Here is an 18983-nt window from a genome sequence, read left to right on the forward strand (position 1 = left end):
TGAAACAGACATCACGCGACGCCACGGATCGGCAGGCACTCCTGCACCGGCGTCCTGCGGCGGGTCCAGGAGACCTTTCTGGGCCCCAATTTCAAAGACGAAGGTGGAGACCGCCATGACTGAGACTCAAGTGGACATCCGGAACGAGAACGAGGGCACAGCCGTTGAAGCCGGCTCGAAGGCCACCGAACGCTTCGCCGCTTCCGGCAAGCTTTCGGAACTGCGCGTGCCCAAGGAGCGCGTGAGCCTGCTGGCCGGCGCGCTCATCAAGGCCGCCAACGACATTGTCGTTGAGCACCAGGTCACTTACGAGGAGTACAACGCGCTGAAGGCTTGGCTGATCAAGGTGGGTACCGACGGTGAGTGGCCGCTGTTCCTTGACGTGTGGCTCGAGCACACGGTCGAGGACGTCAACTCCCAGGACCGCCCCGGCACCAGGGGCACCATTGAAGGCCCGTACTACGTGCCCGGATCGCCGGAGCTTGCGACGCCGGCCACCGTCCTCATGCGCGACGGCGAAGAGGGCACCCCCCTGCGCTTCACCGGCCAGTTCACGGACACCAACGGCAATGCCCTGCAGGGCGCACAGGTGGAGATCTGGCACGCGGACGCCGCCGGCTTCTACTCGCAGTACGCCCCGGGCCTGCCGGAGTGGCTCTTCCGGGCCACGGTCAAAGCCGACGACGAAGGCCGTTTTGAAATCAACACCATGCGTCCGGCGCCGTACCAGATCCCCACGGACGGCGCCTGCGGCCAGCTCATTGAGGCGGCCGGCTGGCACGCCTGGCGTCCGGCCCACATCCACATCAAGGTATCGGCACCCGGCTACCAGCCCGTCACCCAGCAGCTCTACTTCCCGGGCGACCCGCACAACGCTGACGACATCGCCTCGGCCGTCAAGCCTGAACTGATGCTGGACCCCAAACCCCGCACGGACGGCGGGGCCGGAGAGGACGCCGTGTACAACTACGTCCTCGCCAAGGAAGGCGAGACCAAGTAGGCCTTTGCCCCTACTGTCTGAGGCCGGGCGCCAGGACCCGGCCACATGGCGCCCCGGAGCTGCATCTTCGGGGCGCCTGCCTGTTCCAACCACGCAGCCAGGAGCCAGGATGCCCACTTTCCGCCAGGACCCGGCGGCCCAGCCGGAAGCCGCAGCAGAACCCGTCACTGGAGGGCCGGCTCCCGGACTGTCGGCCGCGGAGATGCCGCCCGCGCGGCAACCGCTGCTGGAACGGCCCGGACGCCGCCCCGCCGGACCACGCCGTTTCCTTCGGGACGTGGCGCCGACCTACCTGTCCAACGGTGCCATTGGCCTGGTCTTCACCGCCTCCGGGCCCATCGCCGTCACCCTCGCCGTCGGGGCAGCAGGCGGGCTGAGCCAGGAACAGCTCGCCTCGTGGGTTTTCGGCATCCTGTTCTCCGGCGGAGCCGCGACACTGATCATGTCGCTGCTGTACCGGCAGCCGCTGGGGTTCGCCTGGTCGATTCCAGGCACGGTTCTGCTCGGGCCGTCGCTGCACCATCTTTCTTTCGCGGAGGTGGTGGGCACGTTCTTCACAGCCGGCCTGCTCATCCTGGCCCTGGGCGCCACCGGAGTGGTCCGTCGGATCATGGCGATGATCCCCATGCCAATCGTCATGGCCATGGTCGCCGCCGTGTTCCTCCGCTTCGGCACGGACATCATCTCCGCAAGCCAGGCCAATCCGGCCGTCGCCGCCCCGATGGTGGGCGCCTTCCTGCTCCTGACCGCCGTGCCGGCCCTGGGGAAATTCCTTCCCCCGGTCCTGGGGACGTTGGTGGCCGGTTGCCTGGCGGTGGCGGTCAGCGGGCAGTATGTTCCCGGGGAGCCGGGACCGCTCCTGGCCGTCCCGGCCTTCACCCCTCCGGTGTTCACGTGGGCGTCGCAGCTGGAACTGGTGGTTCCCCTGGCCTTGACGGTGTTGTTCGTCCAGAACGGCCAGGGCATCGCCGTGCTTCGGGCCGCAGGACACCGGCCGCCCGTGAACGCTTTCGCCATCGTGTCCGGCGCGTTTTCCTTGCTGAACGCCGGCTTAGGCGCGGTATCAGCATGCGTGACGGGCCCTACGAACGCCCTGTTGACGTCGTCGGGAGTTAAGGGACGGCAGTACACAGCAGCGGTGACCTACGGTTGCCTCGCACTGGCCTGCGCAGCGCTGGCTCCCACCCTGACCCGGCTGATGCTGGCCACGCCCAAGGAATTCGTCCTGGTCCTGGGCGGAATCGCGATGCTGCGGGCACTCCAGCAGGCGTTCGTGACCGCCTTCTCCACCACCTTCACCCTGGGAGCGCTGGTGACCTTCGTGGTGACCATCTCCGGACTGGATCTGTTCAACATCCACGCAGCCTTCTGGGGCCTGGTCATCGGATACTCCGCCTCACGGCTGCTGGAGCGTCCGGACCATGCAGGATCATAAAAGCGGACCGGCGAGTACCCGGCGAAGGCGCCCCTAGGGTATCCCTGCCCAAGAATTTCACCTGAGCTGGGCAAAACCATGGGAAGTCTTGATCCAGCCGCGGCATGGTTAACCCAGCAGCAGCACCAGCCGCACCGAGCCACTGGTCCAGCAGGCACCCAACCGGATGCGCGGAACAGGAGTAGCCATGAATCAAGCACCCACACCGGACGTCGCCTCCGTCGTCGGCGGTAGCGGCACGGCCGCGGGAGCCTGACGTGAAACGAATCGCACCGCTGAATGCCCTCGGCAGCCCCTCGCGCACTGGCGAAGCCAATGCGTCGACCCGCATCAGTTACCCCGTTACGGGGCGGCGGGCTCCATCCGCTGTTCCGCCGACATGGACCTCCGGCAACGGCCTTCAAGAGGCAGACCAAATCTGGCCCGACTGTTGCGACTGACAGTCCCATCCGATGGCCACCCGAATACGGGCCGCCTGGCGCACGACGGCGACAGCTGCCCTCTTCGCCGTTTCGCTGGCCGGGTGCTCCCTACCGGGAAACGGCCCGAATCCAACCACGCCGGCGCCTGACCGGACCCTGCCAACACGGGCGGAAGGACCCTTTCCCGTGACCTCTGTCACTGACGGGGACACGATCCGAGTCACCATCGATGGAAAATCGACCCGCGTCCGCCTCATCGGCATTGACACCCCGGAAGTCAGCGATCCAAGGAAGACGGTCCAGTGCTTCGGACTCGAAGCATCCCGGCGAGCCACCGAACTCATGGACGAAACCCAGGTCTGGCTGGAATACGATCCCAGCCAGAGTCGCCGCGACCGTTACGGCCGGACGCTGGCTTACGTCTGGCAATCTGAAGGCGTACTCGTCAACGAAAAAATGGTGGCCGAAGGGTTCGCCCACGAATACACCTATGAGACCCCCTACAAATACCAGGACAGGTTCCGTGAGGCCGAACAGGCCGCCCGCACTGCAGAACGGGGCCTGTGGAGCCCGGCCACGTGTGCAGGCAACACAAATTGAACGAGGCGGGTTCCCCGAGCGGCGCTGACGTTACTCAAACACGACCTCCTCTAACCGCGGCGAGAGAACTCAACCGACCACAAAGCAAAACCGCCTCGGACGAGGAGACCTCATTTACTGCGTGCCGCCTAGAATCCGATCGAGGGTGTAGCCCTAAAGGCATTAACAGCCCTGTCTGCAATGACTTGGGCGTCGCTTCCGGAATCAAGGATGGTATTCCGAGATGATGCGGGATCGACCATGACGGCCGTAACGGCGAATCCTTCCGACTCTTCGGTGGTCAGCAGGGCGTCCACTTGAGCCTCGAAGCAGGAATCACTTGACGTGGAGTGAACGTCTTTCGCCACCACATGGTTGTTGGAGACGAAGTTGCCCACCCCCGCCGTAAGCCGGATGATGACGGGCGTCGCCCCTGCCGGGCGGATGCTCTCCGAGTCGATGACCTCCGAAAAGTGGTTGTTGACAACAGTGTTGTTGCTGCCGCTGACCCGGAGAAGCCCGTTGAGGTCGTCCAGTCCATTGTCCACTCCCACAAAGGGCGTCCACGGCTCATGGTCACGCAGGAAGTGGTTTGTGGCCACGAGGTTTTCCGAACTCTCCGCGAGAACCACCATCCCGGGGTAGAACGAGTGCAAGCGGTTGTTGGTGACGCTTGACCGCGTCACACCGTTAAGGTGGACGCTGCTCGCGCCACGGGGGAACACGTTGTTCGCGGTGATCAGGAGGCCACCATGGTTCTCAGCGTAGATCGAGTGGCCCTTGGGGCCAGCTCCCACCAAGTTGTCGGTAATTTTTGATGCCTGTCCCCAGCCGCGCAGCTCGATGCAGCTTCCGCATTCGGCGATGAAGTTGTCGTGGATGGAAAGCGCGTCGGCGTTGTAGATGGTGAGGGCGTTCTCCAGGTAGACGAACCCCATGCCGGTGACGCGGAACGAGTCGTTGGCAGTCGCGGCGTAGATGCCGGTCTTGCCGTTGACGTAGGTGTTCTCCGCCTTCAGTCCGGAGCCGTCCGGAACGAAGTGCAGCCCGTCGATGCAGAAGTTGGAGAACTCCACCGAGCTGATCCGCGGGCTCCCGCTCCGCTCAATGTAGAAGGCTGCGCCCTTGGCCTCCTCCCCGTTTTCGGCAGGGGGAAGGTCCACAATGATCCGGCTCCCGCCGGGCCACAACTCGTGCAGGTCCGGCCATTCGTCTTCGGGCACGTTATGGCGGATGCTCGACGACGTGAAACCGTGCCCGGAGCCCTCGATCCGGAGGAAGCTGACGTCGATCACCACCTGGGTGCGAAGGTGGTAGTCCCCCGGCGGAATGTAGATCACTGCGCCCGGCTTTCCGCCGTCGTTCACATCGGTGGCGGCCTGCCGTTCCTTGACGTCGGCGATGATGCTGTTGATGACTTCACCGACGTCCTTGGCCGGATTGCCGACCGGCCACGTGGTGACGTCGTAGCAGTTGTTGCTTGGCATGGGCTCTTCCCTTTGTGTCCTGTTTCTCATGGTGCCACTGTTTGATGCTGCGGGAGTTCGGCCTGCAGCTCCTCTGCCGTCGGCGGGTTGGCGCCGGGGCGGCTGACCGTGATGGCCGCTGCCCGGGAGGCCATCCGGCCCAGCGACTCCAGCACGGACGGCGCCAGCCCGTCCGACCCGCGCATGAGGAGTCCGCAGATCAGGGCTGACATGTAGGAGTCGCCGGCACCAATGGTGTCCGCCACCTCGGCCGTGACCGGTGGGACGGCCACCTGCGCGCCCGCCGTGGTGAGCAGGGATCCCTTCGCTCCCATGGTGACGGCGACGAGTCCGGCCCCAAGGTCCAGGATGTGCTGTGAGATGTCCTCCAGTGACAACCGCGGATAGAGCCAGAGTGCGTCCTCGTCGCTGAGTTTGACCACCTCGGTGAACGGGACAAGTTGCTCGAAAATGGTCTTCGCCTCAAAGTGGCTGCCGAGCAGGGCGGGACGGATGTTGGGGTCGTAGGTGACAAGGCATCGCTCGTGTGACTGTTCGAGGAGATCCCTGATCGCTGCCGCCCCCGGCGCCAGGAAGGTGGCGAGGGAGCCGGTGTGCAGGACCTTGGGCAGCGTGGCCGGGGCGATCCGCGGAAGGTCCCAGCGGATGTCGAAGTCATAGTGCGCCGACCCGTCGGACGCCAGCGTCGCCGTCGCCGTGGCGGTACGGCCGGGCCCCTTGGAACCGGGCAGGAGTTCGACGCCGGCGCTGCGCAGGTGCTGCTCGATGGCCGCGCCGCGCGGGTCGTCGCCGATCGAGGTGAGCAGGGCGGTGGCCGCGCCCAGCCGCCCGAGCCCGTAGGCCACGTTGGCCGGTGACCCGCCGGGGTGCTCCACAGAGCCCCCGGACGAGACAACAATGTCCACAAGGGCTTCGCCGACTACGACGACGTCAAGGCCCGGCTGGGGGTCATCGTTCGTGTGCATTCTTTTCGGACCTTTCTTGGATTACCCAACCTGCCGTCAGGTAAGGGTTGAGACCGTAAGTTTCTGGACTGTTGCCGGCCCTCCCCCGGCCGCCAGCCAGTTCTCCTGGCTTTCCGCGCCGGGGAAGACGAGGTCTGTCATGACCACCGCGCCGCCCTGTGCGAAGACCTCCACCGAGCAATGGTCGACGACGATCTGCAGCTTGAGCACGCCGTCCTCAAGGACCAGCGGGGCTGACTCCGCGGAGGAGAACTTTTCGTGGAAGCCCGTGTCCCCTGACCGGCTGCGGTCAAGGACGAGCCGGCCGGTGGCGGCGTTGTAGCCCAGCACCGTGCCCGTGCTTCCGTCCTCGCTGGCGAAGAAATGGAAGGCCACGTGTCCAGCGCTCCCGGGCAGGATCTCCGCCTCGATGACCTGGGCGCTGCCACGTGCAGCAGCCGGCAGCCGGAGGACCGAATCCTGCAGTTCGGACGGTTCCGCGATAATCTGCACGGCGGCGGCAGGCGGCTCTTCTCCTGCAGGACGGCCGGGCAGGACGGGCTGCTGGACCAGGCGGGCGGAGCCGTTGGCTGCGGTGAGGCGCACTTCGCGGGCCAGGGTCATGGAGGACCGCCAGGGGGCGGTGGGCAGCAGGTTGGCGTAGTCCCAGTTGTTCATCCAGCCGATGATGATCCGCCGCCCATCCGGGACGTTGCCGAAAGAGACGGAGGCGTAGCAGTCGCGCCCCCAGTCCAGCCACAGGCATTGCTGCAGGGCCGCATCGGCCGCCGCGGAGTCACCCAGGGCGCTCACCCCGGCCGGCGCTGCAACTGAAGAGGCGTCCGGGACAAACCGGGCGCCGTCGAACTGGCCCACGAAGTACTGGCCGCCGGAACCTCCCGCCACCGCGCCCGGGTTGACGTTGACGATCAGGACCCATTTGACGTTGTCCGGGTCCCCGTCCACGGCCAGGGGAAAAAGATCGGGGCACTCCCATTCGCCCTGGTCCGCGTTCATGGGGCCGAAGTCGCTCAGGAAGTCCCAGGTCTTAAGGTCTTCCGAACGGTAGAAGACCACCTTCTGGTGCTGCGCTTCGACGGCGACCATGACCCAGAAGTCACCATGTTCGCCCTGGTAGCGGAAGACCTTGGGGTCGCGGAAGTGCGCGGAGCTCCGGGCAAGGACAGGGTTGGCGCCGTACTTGTGCCAGGTCATGCCGGCGTCGGTGCTGTAGGCCAGGGACTGCGCCTGCGTGCCGTGGTGTTCGGACGCGGCCTTGTAGGCGCTGGTGTAGACGGCCACGAGGGCAGGTGCGTCCGCGGTGCCGAAGCCGGACGTGTTTCCGTGGTCCACCACCACGCTGCCGGAGTAGATGTCCTCGGTTTCGTCGCAGGCAATGGCTACGGGGTGTTCGGTCCAGTGGAGCAGGTCCCGGGAGGTGGCGTGGCCCCAGGACATATTGCCCCACACGTTGCCGTACGGGTTGTTCTGGAAGAAGAGGTGGTAAAGGCCGTCATGGAAGACCAGGCCATTTGGGTCGTTCAGCCAGGTGTCCCTGGCCGTGAAGTGGATGGCAGGCCGGAACCTAGTGGTTGCGGCCGGAGGTGTTTCCGGGCGTGCGGCACTAAGGAAGGTGGACATGTTTTGTGCGATCCTCTTGGGAATTGGAAGGGGTTGGCTGCTTAGTGGCGGGGGGCCGCGATTGAATCGCGGCGCACCAGCGGGCAGCCCAGGATGGTCGGGTGAAGTGCCATGAGGGTCAGGTCTGTCTTCCCTTCGACGGCGTCAATCAGGTGTTCGGTGGCCCACGCACCCATCTCGTAGTGGGGCAGGGCCACGGTGGTGAGGCCCGGGTAAAGGTTGGCGGCGATCAGTTCCTGGTCGTCAAAGCCCACCACTGAAAGGTCTGCCGGAATGGAGAGTCCCAGTTCCGCGGCGGCCCGATAGGCGCCCATCGCCATCCGGTCGTTGTAGCAGAACAATGCCGAAGGCCGGTCCTCGCTGGCCAGCATCCGCAGGGCGGCCTCATAGCCGCCATGCACCTCTGAGACTGCCGACTCCACAGGTGCCGCGCCGCCGTCGAGCCCTGCCTCAGTCAGCATGGCCCGGAAGGCCCGGAGCCGCTGCCGGGTCGCAGGCACATCATCGGTGTTGTTGATGAATCCCACCCGGGTGTGGCCCGCTTCGAGGAGCGCGCCCACGGCGGCACGTGCACCACCGTCTTCGTCCGGGATCACGGCGGTGATGTTTCCGTCGGTAGCCACCGAGTCCACCAGGATGGAGGGCACGCTGCCGAGGTTGGCCGGGAGCTTCACGGTGCGGTGGTACATGGTGGCGTAGAGGATCCCGTCAACCCTGCGCTCCAGGAGGGCCTCGACGTCGGCCTGCCGGGACTCCAGGCTGGCCGAGCCTGAGGTGTTGATGATCATGAGGCCATAGCCCCGGGCTTTGGCGGCCTCGTCGGCACCCAGGATGATCCTGCCCGCGTGGGGGGTGGTGGCGATGTCCTCGCTGACGAGGCCCAGCATTCCGGTCCTTTGCGTGCGGAGGGCCTGGGCGAGGCGGTTGGGGCCGTACCCCAGCTGCTCCGCCACGGACCTGACCTTGTCCCGGGTTTCGGGGCTGATCCGCGCATAGGAGACCTCGTTGAGGACGTGGGACACGGTGGTCACGGACACGCCGGCGGCGACGGCCACGTCCTTGATTCCGATGTTCCTGTTACTCATCTGCGTCCCACGTCCTTTGGTCGGTGATGCCCCTGGGGGTTACCAGTAGGCTACTCGTTGCTTGGTGGCCTAGCCCTTGACGGCGCCGAGCGTCATGCCTGCCACGATCCTGCGCTGCAGCAGGAGGGTGAGGAGGATAACCGGGATGGAGTAGACGGCGGCCAGCGCCGTCATGGATCCCCAATCCAAGCCGAATTGGGTCTGGAAGTTGGCGATCACCACTGGCGTTGTCTGGGAACGGATGGCCGTCATCAGCAGGGCGAACAGGAATTCGTTCCAGGAGGCCAGGAAGGCGAAGATTGCGGTGACGGCGATGCCGCCGGAAACCACCGGGATCACCACCCGCCACAGGGCCCCCAGCCTGCTGCAGCCATCCACCGTTGCAGCCTCCTCCAGGTCTTTCGGCACGGCCTCGAAGAAGCTGGACATCAGCCAGATCGAGAGCGGCAGCGAGATGGTGGTGTGGGCAATGGACAGCGCGATGGGGGTATCGGATAGGCCCATCGACGCCATCATGGAAGCCAGCGGAATGCCGATTGCCACCGGCGGGACCATGCGGGTCACCAATGCGGCCATGATGAAGATCCGGCCGCTGAGGGTCTTGTACCGGGTGATGCCGTAGGCCGCCGGCACCGCCAGCACCAGGGACAGCACCGTGCTGATGATTGCCGTCTGGATGCTGTTGATGAACGAGGCCGGTACACCGCTGCGGCCCAGCGCGTTGGCATAGTTTTCCAGCGTCCATTCCCTGGGAAGGATTGTGGGCGGCACGGCGATGGTATCGATCGGGGTTTTGAAGGACGTGAACAGCAGGTAGAGGAACGGGAATCCGTAGAGCACCATGGCTGCTGCGAGGAGGATCCACAGCAGCGTCCTGGTGCTGCGCCGGCCGGCCTCCAGCCCTTCCCGGTTGACGCTGCGGCGCTTGCGGGGACGTGGTGACCTCGCCCGGACGGCAGGTTCCGCGGACGTCAAAGCCGGAGTCCCGGAGCGGTGCTTGGTATTTTCGGCGACGCGCATCAGCTGTCCTTTCCTGGCCGCCAGATGGTAGCCACTGCGAAGAATGCGACCGCGAGCATCGCCAGCAGGTAGATGGTGCCCATGGCGCTGGCGAGGCCCGGATCGCCGAAGCGGATCATGGTGCGGTAGATCAGCAGGCTCATGGTTTCCGAGGCGGACTGAGGGCCGCCGTTGGTTTGGATGAGGATGGTGTCAAATGCCCTGGCTGCGTCGATGCCGCGGACCACCAACGCGACGGCGATGACGGGGCGGAGCAGCGGAAGGATGATCCGGAACAGCAGGGCCGGTGCGCGGGCACCATCCAGCCGTGCGGCTTCGATGAGGTCGCCGGGAATGTTCTGCAGCCCGGCGAACAGTACCAGGCACATGAACGAGGTGGTCAGCCAGATGTCCGGTATGGCCACCGAGTAGAGCACGATGCCGGGGTCGGACAGCCAGCCGATCTGGTTAGGGTTGTCCAGGATGCCTGCCTGGTGCAGGAGCGTTCCGATGAGGCCGAAGTTGTCGATCATCAGGAACTTCCAGAGCAGGCCTGCCACAATTGGGGCGATCATGAGCGGGTACATGAACACCGTCCGCCAGATCTGGGAACTGCGGCCCAGCATGGTGAACAGCAGGGCCATGCCCAGGCCCAGCGCGAACTCAAGGGTGACCACCACCAGGGTGTAGGCCAGGGTCCGCCAGCCCGCTCCCGTGAAGGCCTCGGATGCGAAGGCGCGGAAGTAGTTGTCCATGCCGACGAAGTCGCGGGGGCCGCCAGCGATTGGGGAGATCTTGTAGAAGCTGTCCGCCACCAGGCGGAACAGCGGGAATGCCACGAATATTGCCAGGAACAGCGCCGCTGGTGTCATCAGGAACAATGCGAAGCGGCGATCGGAGATGCGCACGGTTTTCTCTTCCGCTGGTTGGGGCCGCGGCCGGCACCGGAGTTGCTGTGCCTCTTCGGCAGATGCCGGCCGCGGGGGCTCTTACTTGAGGAGGTCCTCGATCTGCTTCTTGGCGTCGGCGAGGAGGGCGGCGGAGTCACCGCCGGCAACGGCCTTCTGCAGCATGGGAACCAGGACGGTGTCCACGATCTGCTGCCACTTCTCGGTGGCCGGACGGGTGGCGGTGGCTTCACCGTTGAGAGTTTCGATCAGCGGCTTGAAGCTCTCGTAGCCTTCCTTGTCCTGGTACTTCTCGAACGCGGAGATGCGGGAGGCCAGGCCCAGGCTGGATTCGATGCCCCTGTCGTTGTAGTCGTAGGAGCACTTCACGAACTTCTTGGCCGCCTCGGTGTTCTTGGTGGCCTTCGGCACCGTGAGGTACCAGGGGCCCGGAACGCCGCCGACGCCGGCGGAACCGGCGATCATGGGGGCTGCGCCCACCTTGCCCGCCACCGGGGAGTCTTTGGGAATCTGCCGGTAGGCGTGGGCCCAGAACCTGGTCATGGCGGTCTGGCCTTGGTTGAACAGGTTCTGGGCTGCAGCCCAGTCCACCTGCGCTGCGCCGGACGGAGCGTACTTGGCGAGGCCCACGTAGAAGTCAAGGGCTTCCTTATGCGCGGCGTTGTCAATGACCACCTTGTCGCCGTCCAGAACCATGGGCGAGCCGGCCTGCAGGACGTGGGCCAGCCATTCGGTTTCCACGCCGCCCTTGACATCCGTACCGTACATGCCGTCCTTGGTGAAGAACTCGGAGATGTCCTGGTACTGCTTCCACGTGGTGGGGGCAGCCAGCTCATAGCCGTACCTTGTCTGGAAGTCGGCCTTATTCTTGGCGTCCTCGAACAGGTCCTTGCGGTACAGGATAATTTCGGCGTTGGTCCAGGCGGGCAGGCCCACGAAGTGCCCGTCGACGTTGGCTTCCTTGACCAGGGCCGGGAAGATGTCCTTTTTCGCCTCGTCAGTGAAGATCTCGTCAATGGGCTGGAGGGCGTCCTTGAAGCTGGGCAGCCACACGGAGTCCAGGGCGGCCACGTCGAAGGAGACGTTGCCGGAGGAGAATTCGCTGGAAAGCCGGTTGAACATGCCGTCGTAGGGCAGTTCAACGAAGTTGACGTCTACGCCGGCGTCCTTCTTGCATTGTGCGGCGACGCCGGTCAGTTCGGCGTGGCCGCCGGCTTCGACCAGGACGTTGACGGTGTTGGTTCCGGCAGTTCCTGTAGACGGGGCCGGGCCACCTGCGCCGCAGGCCGAGGCGGCCAGTGCGACGGCGGTGCAGATGCCGCCGATGGCGAGCCTGCCGATGAATTTACGAGTGGACATCGCTGTCGACTCACTTTCTCTTGAACGGAATGGTGAGAGTGACTTGGACTGAAAAATCGTTTTGCCAAAACGACTTGGCATCCACGATAGGACTGGGCAGGTTCAGGTGTCAAGGGTCGCTGCTTTGCCAAAAACCGTGGGACATTTTGGCGTTGACAGCTGTTGCTCCGCCCTCCTAGCCTCAATGTATCCGGCCAACCAAATCGTTTTGGCACCACTTGGGACTCCCGACTCCATGGCGGTCGGGACATCTTCCACGCGTATGCGGAGTTCTCGTTGAAACCTGCCGCCCTGTGCTGCGAAAACCGATGCTTTGCGGTCCCGGATAGCCCACACATTCCACAGTGCATTGAGGAGACAAGCGTTGACTGACAAAAATTCGCTGATGATGGACCCGAGCCGACGCAGACTATTAGGCGCTGGCGCTGTTGCCACGCTTACCGGAGCGCTGGCTCTTGGCGCTGCAGCACCGGCGCAGGCCGCGGACAGCACGGAAGAAACAAACAGATACGACGTCACGTCCTGGAAGATCAAGGGCCGGCCCGAGGTGACGGCCCAGATAGACATTGGTGCGGTGATCAATGACATCATCGCGGACGTCAAAAAGCGCCAGACCACGGCAGACGCCCGGCCGGGCGCCGTCATCACCATCCCCCCGGGCGACTACGACCTTCGGACTCAAGTCGTCGTGGACGTCAGCTATCTGACCATTGCAGGCTTTGGCCACGGGTTCTTCTCCCGCAGCATAAAGGACAATGTGGACACGTCCGGCTGGCTCGAACTGCAGCCCGGCGGCAGCCACATCCGTGTCCTTACTCCTTCAACAGCTCCGCAGGCCTTCCTGGTACGTCGGGCGGGGAGCCCCCGCCTGTCCGGAGTTGTTTTCCGCGACTTCTGCCTTGATGGCGTGGAGTTCCCGCCAGACGGCAACAGCTACCGAAACGGCAGAACCGGCATTGAAGTCGCCTCAGACAACGACTCCTTCCACATCACCGGCATGGGTTTTGTGTATCTCGAACACGCACTCATAGTCCGTGGCGCCGACGCCCTGCGTGTCCACGAAAACATGATCGCCGAATGCGGCAACTGCGTAGAACTCACCGGCGCCGGACAGGCGACGATCGTCAGCAACAACCTCATGGGGGCCGGGCCGGAGGGGGCCACCCTGCTGGCGGAGAATCACGAAGGTCTTCTCATCACCGGTAACAACCTGTTCCCCCGGGGCAGGAGCCTGGTCGAGCTGACCGGCTGCAACAGATGCTCGGTGACCTCGAACAGGTTCCAGGGTTTCTTCCCCGGCATAATGCGCCTCATTAACAACTGCAAGGAAAACCTGATCACTGGCAACCACTTCCGGCGCGGTATGGAAGGCTTCCCGCCGTTCCTCGGAACATCCAACGGCCTGGACGATCTTTACGGCGTGGTTCACATCGCGGGAGACAACAACTTTTTCGCCAACAACCTCATCGCTTACGACGTCTCGCCCGACAGGATCGTACCGCCGAACGCCCAGCCGACAATGATCCTCATCGCCGGGGGTGACAGCAACGTAGTGGCCACCAACCATGTTGTGAGCAACGTCGAAACACAGCACGTCGTTTTGGATGCTTCCACAGTCCGATCAAAAGTGCTTGACAGCGGCCCCGCTTCAAAGGTCACTTCCTACAGCGCCGATACAGCCATAAGGCCAACCCCCTAGGCCCGGAAAGCAAGATAGCCGTCTTCACTGCCAGTTGCCCGGCAGTGAAGACGGCTCAAGCCATGAAGCTCGACAACGCTCACGGAACCCCGCGACCGTTACCACGCCATTTACACCGGGACGGCGCACCCCTCCTCCTGTGGTTCATCTTCGTCCAACCCAGGGAAGATTTTTTATTAGTGTCTTGCGCTGGGGATGCAAGTTCCAGAACATCATGTGTGCCTTATCCCATCGCTTGACGCGGTAGGTACCTGGCACCCAGGCCGGGAACAAGGGCGATTCATTCCCACATTGACATTTAGCCCATAGCTTTCGACTTAAAAGCGCCGCTCTTCGAATCGCCGGGCATTATGTTTGAACTCAAACCAGGCGACGCGAGGTGCAGCCAAAGTACTGCGCCTTACGCTGCCGCGGGGAACACCCCTGCCCCTGCCAGTCCGGAACGCGGATTGGTTCCGACCAGGCCGCAAATCCAGCGGCCCAGTTCCGTTGCTTTGTGCACGTCGATGCCTGTCGGGAAGCCTGCACGCCCGAGCATCCACGCGAGATCCTCCGTGGAGATATTTCCGGCTGCGCCGGGAGCGAAGGGGCATCCTCCGAGACCACCGACGCTACTGTCGAAGACATCGACACCCGATGCCATCGCCGCATAAGTATTGGCCAGCGCCGTGTGGCGGGTCTCGTGAAGGTGGGCCCTCAACTGCAGGTCGGTTTCCTCGCGCAGCGTGGCGAAAGTCTCGCCCACCTGCCACGGGACGGCGCAACCAATCGTGTCGGCCAACGCGACTTCAGCCAGGTTCGCGCGGCCAATTGCACTGCGGACGACCTCGAGGGTCTGCTCGATCGGGACGTCTCCCTGGTAGGGGCAGCCAAAAGCGACAGCTGCGGTGACGCTGAGTGGAATGGATGCGGCGGCAGCGATGTCCGACACTTCCTCCAGAGCCCTAAGCGCTGCAGCAACTGTGGTGTTCTGGTTGGCTGAGGCGAATGCGTCGGTCACCGGCAGTACATAGTTCATCTCGTCCACCCCGGCATCGACAGCCCGGAGGGCACCCCTGGTGTTCAGCACCAGGCCGATATAGCTCACGGCGTCGGTGCGCGGGACCGACGCCATCACGGCGTCGGCATCAGCCATCTGGGGTACGGCTTTGGGATTCACAAAGCTGACGGCTTCGATCCGCCGCGCACCCATCCGGATCAGCTCTTCGATGAGCCGGACCTTATCTTCCGTGCTCACGGGGGTCTTCTCGTTCTGCAGCCCGTCGCGCGGGCTGACGTCCACGATCGAGACCGGCCTGGTTCCGTGGGCAAACGCCATCAGATTGCTCCTTCGCTACGTGCATTCTGAAACTCTTCTTCGGTGAGGTTCAGGAGGCCCTGGTACACATCGGCATTGTGGGATCCATGCACCAAAGGCCCGTTCCAGCTAATCCGGCCGGCGGAGCGCGTGAGCTTGGGAACGATTCCCGGCTGGACCACGGCGCCCAGCTCGTCGTCAGCCACTTCCACGAGCATGTCCCTGGCTTTGAGCTGCGGATCCTCGAAGATATCTTCAACGGTACTCACGGTGCTGTTCGGAACAGCGTGTTTATCGAGCAGGCTGACCAGCTCGCCGGCGGAGTAGTGCACCGCCCAATCGGCGATGATGCTTTCAAGCTCCTCCTGGTTGCGGCCCCGCTGCGCATGATCACGGTATTTCGGGTCCTCCGCGAGCCCGGGCATGCCCATCGCTGTGGCCAGGCGCACGAAGACCGAATCCTGGTTGGCCGCTATGACAACCCACTTGCCGTCGCTGGAGCGGAAGATGTTCGACGGCGCGATCCCCTTCAGTCCCGAGCCGCTGGGTCCGGGAACAATACCGGTGGCGGCGTAGTCCGGCACCGCGCTCTCCAGTAGTGAAAAGCACGCCTCAACGAGCGACACATCGACCACCTGGCCGGTCCCCCCGCGGGCATCCCGCCAGTACAACGCCAGCAGGATCCCCTGCAGGGCATACAGCGAGCCGAGGCTGTCCCCCAGTGAAATACCTGTGCGGGGTGGCGGCTGGTCGGGATAGCCGTTCAGGTGCCGCAATCCGCTCCGCGCTTCGGCGACGGAGGCATAACCCGGCTTTGACGCTTCCGGACCAGTCTGTCCATATCCCGAGACCCGGGCGATGATGAGGCCGGGATTGATCTTCCACAGCTCTTCAGGGCCGAGGCCAAGCTTTTCCATAGTGCCCGGGCGGAAGTTCTCGAGGATGACGTCGGCGTCCTTGCAGAGCTCAAGAAAGAGCTCCCGGCCGCGGGGGGCTTTCAGGTCCATAGTGACGCACTTTTTGCCGCGGGACTGCACCGACCACCACAGGGTGTGGTCATTAACGCGCGCGCGGCCCCATTCGCGCATGGGATCCGGCCTGTTTGGGGATTCGACCTTGATGACTTCGGCACCGAAGTCTGCCATCTGCCGTCCCGCGAAAGGGCCGGCGATCAGGGATCCCAGTTCGAGGACGCGCACGCCGGACAGAGGACCCGCACCATCGCCCGCGATTTTGGGCCTGCCTGCGACGGCTGGTGGCGTTTCTTCAGCGATCCCGTGGCCGGCCCCGTCCTCTGCGTCCTTGCCAAGCTTCGCTGTGCCGGTTTCGACAACCTTCATCAAATCTCAACTCCTGATTCCTGATGCGGACCCAGTGGGCGACGTACACACGGACGGAGGTTCATGAGCTCCCCGTCGTACAGGAACCAGTATGCACTCCTGTCCTCATATTGTGAACATGAAATCACGATATGGGCTCCACCTCGGAGGGAAGGCTTCCGCCGATCAGCCGGGTACCTTCAGCTGCCGCGGCGATGACCGGCTCTATCCAGGAAGCACACACGTCGTAAGGCATCCTCATGGTGGGCCCCATGACGGTGAGTGCACCGTAGAGCTCAGCCTGCGGGCCGAAGATCGGAACAGACAAGCCGCTGGCCCCGGAAACCCGCTCCCCGGTAGTGATGGCAAAACCGTCCGCACGAGTCTTCGAGACGGCGGCATCAAGGCTTGCTGCGTCCGTGATGGTCTGGTCGGTGATGGACCGGAGCCCTGACCCGTAGACCTTCTCCGCCAGGTCGGGGTTCCAGGCGAGCAATACGCGGCCCGCCGAACCGGCGTGGAGCGGCATGATATCGCCGACCTCGACCGCCCTTCGAAGAACCCGTCGGGTCTCGGCCAACGCGACGCAAACCCTGCTTCCCTGCGATTCCCTGAAGATGCAGACCGTCTCGCCCAGCTCATCCCGCAATCGCCGTATTACCGGTGTCAGCAATTCCAGGAAGTCCAGGCCCTGCCGGGCGGGCGCCGCCCAGTGGGTCATACGCAACCCGACCCGGAATTGGTCATCACGCCGATCGAGCATTCCCTCATGCACCATATTCGCGACCAGGCGCTGCACCGTGGAGTGCGGCAACCCGGTCTCCGCGCGTATTTCGGCGAGGCTCAATTCTGGCCGCACCAGGGAGAAGGCATCAAGGATGGCCGTGATCTTCTTCAGCACCAGCAACGGGGCGGCGGCGTTTTCGGTTGCGCTCATGGCTCGATTCCAGGTTCCTTCTTCTCGGTCAGGGCGGGGTGGCGCCTATTTGAAGCCCCCTTGTAGTGTGACAGACGTTACTGTTAGCGTAGTGCCCACTATATGGCCAACAACTCACAATGTGGTTAGCGGGAGAATAGCAATGACGCAGCCCTCACAGCCTGAATCATCGAATTTTGCGGTTGAGCTCAACGGATGCACCAAGGAGTTTGCAACTCCCGGCGGTGGATCGTACTTCGCTGTCCGGGACATCGACCTCAAGGTGGAGCCCGGACGGTTTGTCTCCATCGTTGGGCCGACGGGATCGGGTAAGTCCACGATCCTCAACATGGCAGCGGGACTCCTGAATCCTTCCTCGGGCACTGTCCACAGCTTCGGTGAGCCCGTACATGGGGTGAACCGCCGCGCCTCCTACATGTTCCAGCAGGACGCCCTGCTGCCTTGGAAGTCGGTCATCGACAACGTCAGCCTCGGTCTCACGATGGCCGGGGTCTCCAAGGCCGAGGCCTACGACGAGTCACGCCGCTGGCTCGAGAAGGTGGGATTGAAGAACTTCGCTGACCGGTACCCCCACCAGCTCTCCGGCGGCATGCGCAAGCGCACCGCAGTCGCCCAGGCCTGGATCGTCAACCCCGACATCCTGCTGATGGATGAGCCTTTCTCCGCGCTCGACGTACAGACCCGTCAGATCATGGAGAACGAACTCCTCCAGCTCTGGCAGGAATCGGACAAGGCCGTCGTGTTCATCACCCACGACCTGGACGAGGCAATTGCCCTGTCCGACGAGGTGGTCATCCTCGGGGCCGGGCCGGGAAGCACCGTCGTCGGCAGCTACGAGATCGATATCCCCCGCCCCCGTGACCTCCTGGACATCCGGGACGATCCCAAGTTCGTCGAGCTCCACAGAGAAATCTGGGGGCGCCTCAAGGTTGAGGTATCCAAGACCTACGAATCAGCGCGGGAAGAGGAAGAGAGCGACGCAGCATGACGGTGGCACCAGTTTCCAAGAAGACACAGCGCTTTCCCCTCCGGAAGGAGCGGGGTCCGGCGATGGTTGAGCGCCCCCGGCGCAAACGGGGTGAAGCGTCCAACTTCTCCATCCGGATGGGACAACTGGCCCTCGCCGTCATTGTCCTCGGTGCGTGGGAATTGTTGGGACGCGTTGGCGTTATCGACCCATTCTTCTTCCCCCTCCCCTCCGACATCCTGATGACGGTATGGGTCTGGATCTCCAGCGGCTTCGTCTTCCCGCACCTGTGGATCACCCTGCAGGAATCGATCCTCGCCTTCCTGACGGGCGCGGCGGCCGGCCTGGTCCTGGGCTTCCTCCTGGCGAGGGTCCGTTTCCTGGAGCGGCTCCTGGACCCGTTCCTGCAGATGTTCAATGCCCTTCCCCGCGTGGTGCTGGCCCCGATCTTCCTGCTGTGGTTCGGCCTGGGGATCTGGTCAAAGGTCGCCTTCGGTTTCACCTTGGTGTTCTTCATCGTCTTCTTCAACACCCTCGAGGGCGTCAAGAGCGTGGACCGGGTCCTCGTGGACAACGCACGCATGCTGGGGGCGTCGGAGAAGCAGCTCCTCCGCCACGTCTTCATCCCCAGCGCCCTGACCTGGATCTTCTCCAGCCTGCATATCAGCGTAGGTTTTGCCATCACCGGCGCAGTGGTGGGTGAATACCTCGGAGCTTCCGCCGGTGTGGGCTACGCCATAGCCCAGGCCCAGGGTGTCTTCGATACCAAGGGAGTCTTCGCCGGCATGTTCATCCTGATGTTCGTGGTCCTGATCATCGACCTCCTCGTCAACCGCCTCGAACGGCACCTCCTCAGGTGGCGCCCGGCCCGGTCCTCGTAACTATTACCATCACCGCCTGAAAGG

16 protein-coding genes are annotated in these 18983 nt (G+C 63.9%); 6 read left to right on the forward strand and 10 right to left on the reverse strand.

Annotation, left to right across the window (positions count from 1 at the left end):
• Positions 1–115: 115 nt before the first annotated feature.
• From catA to PV768_RS16610, 3 genes are all read left to right on the forward strand, one after another.
• Positions 116–1000 carry a catechol 1,2-dioxygenase gene (catA, locus tag PV768_RS16600; RefSeq protein WP_323057249.1) on the forward strand — a complete coding sequence of 295 codons (885 nt, stop codon included), beginning with the start codon at positions 116–118 and terminating at the stop codon, positions 998–1000.
• A 109-nt stretch (positions 1001–1109) separates the two neighbouring features.
• Positions 1110–2435 carry a benzoate/H(+) symporter BenE family transporter gene (locus PV768_RS16605; RefSeq protein WP_421093618.1) on the forward strand — a complete coding sequence of 442 codons (1326 nt, stop codon included), beginning with the start codon at positions 1110–1112 and terminating at the stop codon, positions 2433–2435.
• 608 nt (positions 2436–3043) lie between these two features.
• The gene (locus PV768_RS16610; protein ID WP_323057251.1) at positions 3044–3457 is read left to right on the forward strand and encodes a thermonuclease family protein; all 414 of its coding nucleotides are present in this window, start codon (positions 3044–3046) and stop codon (positions 3455–3457) included.
• Between the two features lie 128 nt (positions 3458–3585).
• On the opposite strand, the gene PV768_RS16615 is transcribed toward PV768_RS16610, so the two are convergent.
• The 7 genes from PV768_RS16615 to PV768_RS16645 all read right to left on the reverse strand — a co-directional run bounded on the left by PV768_RS16615 (position 3586) and on the right by PV768_RS16645 (position 11859).
• Positions 3586–4923, reverse strand: a complete 1338-nt coding sequence (locus PV768_RS16615) for a right-handed parallel beta-helix repeat-containing protein (protein WP_321216124.1) — start codon at positions 4921–4923, stop codon at positions 3586–3588.
• 26 nt (positions 4924–4949) lie between these two features.
• Positions 4950–5888, reverse strand: a complete 939-nt coding sequence (locus PV768_RS16620; RefSeq protein WP_421093619.1) for a carbohydrate kinase family protein — start codon at positions 5886–5888, stop codon at positions 4950–4952.
• A gap of 36 nt (positions 5889–5924) precedes the next feature.
• On the reverse strand, positions 5925–7508 hold the full coding sequence (locus PV768_RS16625; protein ID WP_421093620.1) for a glycoside hydrolase family 32 protein: 1584 nt from the start codon (positions 7506–7508) through the stop codon (positions 5925–5927).
• Between the two features lie 41 nt (positions 7509–7549).
• On the reverse strand, positions 7550–8593 hold the full coding sequence (locus PV768_RS16630; RefSeq protein ID WP_157242430.1) for a LacI family DNA-binding transcriptional regulator: 1044 nt from the start codon (positions 8591–8593) through the stop codon (positions 7550–7552).
• Between the two features lie 69 nt (positions 8594–8662).
• Positions 8663–9613 (reverse strand): carbohydrate ABC transporter permease, encoded by a 951-nt coding sequence (locus tag PV768_RS16635; protein WP_321216120.1) that lies wholly within the window; start codon positions 9611–9613, stop codon positions 8663–8665.
• Positions 9613–10500, reverse strand: a complete 888-nt coding sequence (locus PV768_RS16640; protein WP_321216119.1) for a sugar ABC transporter permease — start codon at positions 10498–10500, stop codon at positions 9613–9615. Before PV768_RS16640 ends, PV768_RS16635 begins: the two co-directional genes overlap by 1 nt.
• A gap of 81 nt (positions 10501–10581) precedes the next feature.
• Positions 10582–11859, reverse strand: a complete 1278-nt coding sequence (locus PV768_RS16645) for an ABC transporter substrate-binding protein (RefSeq protein ID WP_421093621.1) — start codon at positions 11857–11859, stop codon at positions 10582–10584.
• 364 nt (positions 11860–12223) lie between these two features.
• Here PV768_RS16645 and PV768_RS16650 point away from each other — a divergent pair, with 364 nt between their 5' ends.
• Positions 12224–13558, forward strand: coding sequence for a NosD domain-containing protein (locus PV768_RS16650; protein ID WP_421093622.1), 1335 nt, complete (start codon positions 12224–12226; stop codon positions 13556–13558).
• Between the two features lie 400 nt (positions 13559–13958).
• On the opposite strand, the gene PV768_RS16655 is transcribed toward PV768_RS16650, so the two are convergent.
• The 3 genes from PV768_RS16655 to PV768_RS16665 form a co-directional block, all read right to left on the reverse strand.
• On the reverse strand, positions 13959–14876 hold the full coding sequence (locus PV768_RS16655) for a hydroxymethylglutaryl-CoA lyase (protein ID WP_421093623.1): 918 nt from the start codon (positions 14874–14876) through the stop codon (positions 13959–13961).
• Positions 14876–16195, reverse strand: a complete 1320-nt coding sequence (locus PV768_RS16660; RefSeq protein ID WP_321216115.1) for a CaiB/BaiF CoA-transferase family protein — start codon at positions 16193–16195, stop codon at positions 14876–14878. The genes PV768_RS16655 and PV768_RS16660 overlap by 1 nt, the downstream gene beginning before the upstream one ends.
• Positions 16196–16319: 124 nt before the next feature.
• Positions 16320–17111: an IclR family transcriptional regulator gene (locus PV768_RS16665; RefSeq protein ID WP_321216114.1), complete on the reverse strand. Its 792-nt coding sequence runs from the start codon at positions 17109–17111 to the stop codon at positions 16320–16322.
• Between the two features lie 142 nt (positions 17112–17253).
• Here PV768_RS16665 and PV768_RS16670 point away from each other — a divergent pair, with 142 nt between their 5' ends.
• Both PV768_RS16670 and PV768_RS16675 read left to right on the forward strand, forming a co-directional pair.
• Positions 17254–18099, forward strand: a complete 846-nt coding sequence (locus PV768_RS16670) for an ABC transporter ATP-binding protein (protein WP_157242437.1) — start codon at positions 17254–17256, stop codon at positions 18097–18099.
• Between the two features lie 62 nt (positions 18100–18161).
• Positions 18162–18959, forward strand: coding sequence for an ABC transporter permease (locus PV768_RS16675; RefSeq protein WP_197432532.1), 798 nt, complete (start codon positions 18162–18164; stop codon positions 18957–18959).
• Positions 18960–18983 lie beyond the last annotated feature (24 nt).

It is taken from the genome of Pseudarthrobacter sp. CC4, assembly GCF_048957775.1.
Lineage (GTDB): Bacteria > Actinomycetota > Actinomycetes > Actinomycetales > Micrococcaceae > Arthrobacter.

Bases quoted from the DNA above. Each gene is read 5' to 3' on its own strand.
- catA (WP_323057249.1), top strand. From the start codon at position 116: ATGACTGAGACTCAAGTGGACATCCGGAACGAGAACGAGGGCACAGCC.
- PV768_RS16605 (WP_421093618.1), top strand. From the start codon at position 1,110: ATGCCCACTTTCCGCCAGGACCCGGCGGCCCAGCCGGAAGCCGCAGCA.
- PV768_RS16615 (WP_321216124.1), bottom strand. From the start codon at position 4,923: ATGCCAAGCAACAACTGCTACGACGTCACCACGTGGCCGGTCGGCAAT.
- PV768_RS16620 (WP_421093619.1), bottom strand. From the start codon at position 5,888: ATGCACACGAACGATGACCCCCAGCCGGGCCTTGACGTCGTCGTAGTC.
- PV768_RS16625 (WP_421093620.1), bottom strand. From the start codon at position 7,508: ATGTCCACCTTCCTTAGTGCCGCACGCCCGGAAACACCTCCGGCCGCA.
- PV768_RS16630 (WP_157242430.1), bottom strand. From the start codon at position 8,593: ATGAGTAACAGGAACATCGGAATCAAGGACGTGGCCGTCGCCGCCGGC.
- PV768_RS16635 (WP_321216120.1), bottom strand. From the start codon at position 9,613: ATGCGCGTCGCCGAAAATACCAAGCACCGCTCCGGGACTCCGGCTTTG.
- PV768_RS16645 (WP_421093621.1), bottom strand. From the start codon at position 11,859: ATGTCCACTCGTAAATTCATCGGCAGGCTCGCCATCGGCGGCATCTGC.
- PV768_RS16655 (WP_421093623.1), bottom strand. From the start codon at position 14,876: ATGGCGTTTGCCCACGGAACCAGGCCGGTCTCGATCGTGGACGTCAGC.
- PV768_RS16660 (WP_321216115.1), bottom strand. From the start codon at position 16,195: ATGAAGGTTGTCGAAACCGGCACAGCGAAGCTTGGCAAGGACGCAGAG.
- PV768_RS16665 (WP_321216114.1), bottom strand. From the start codon at position 17,111: ATGAGCGCAACCGAAAACGCCGCCGCCCCGTTGCTGGTGCTGAAGAAG.
- PV768_RS16670 (WP_157242437.1), top strand. From the start codon at position 17,254: ATGACGCAGCCCTCACAGCCTGAATCATCGAATTTTGCGGTTGAGCTC.
- PV768_RS16675 (WP_197432532.1), top strand. From the start codon at position 18,162: ATGGTTGAGCGCCCCCGGCGCAAACGGGGTGAAGCGTCCAACTTCTCC.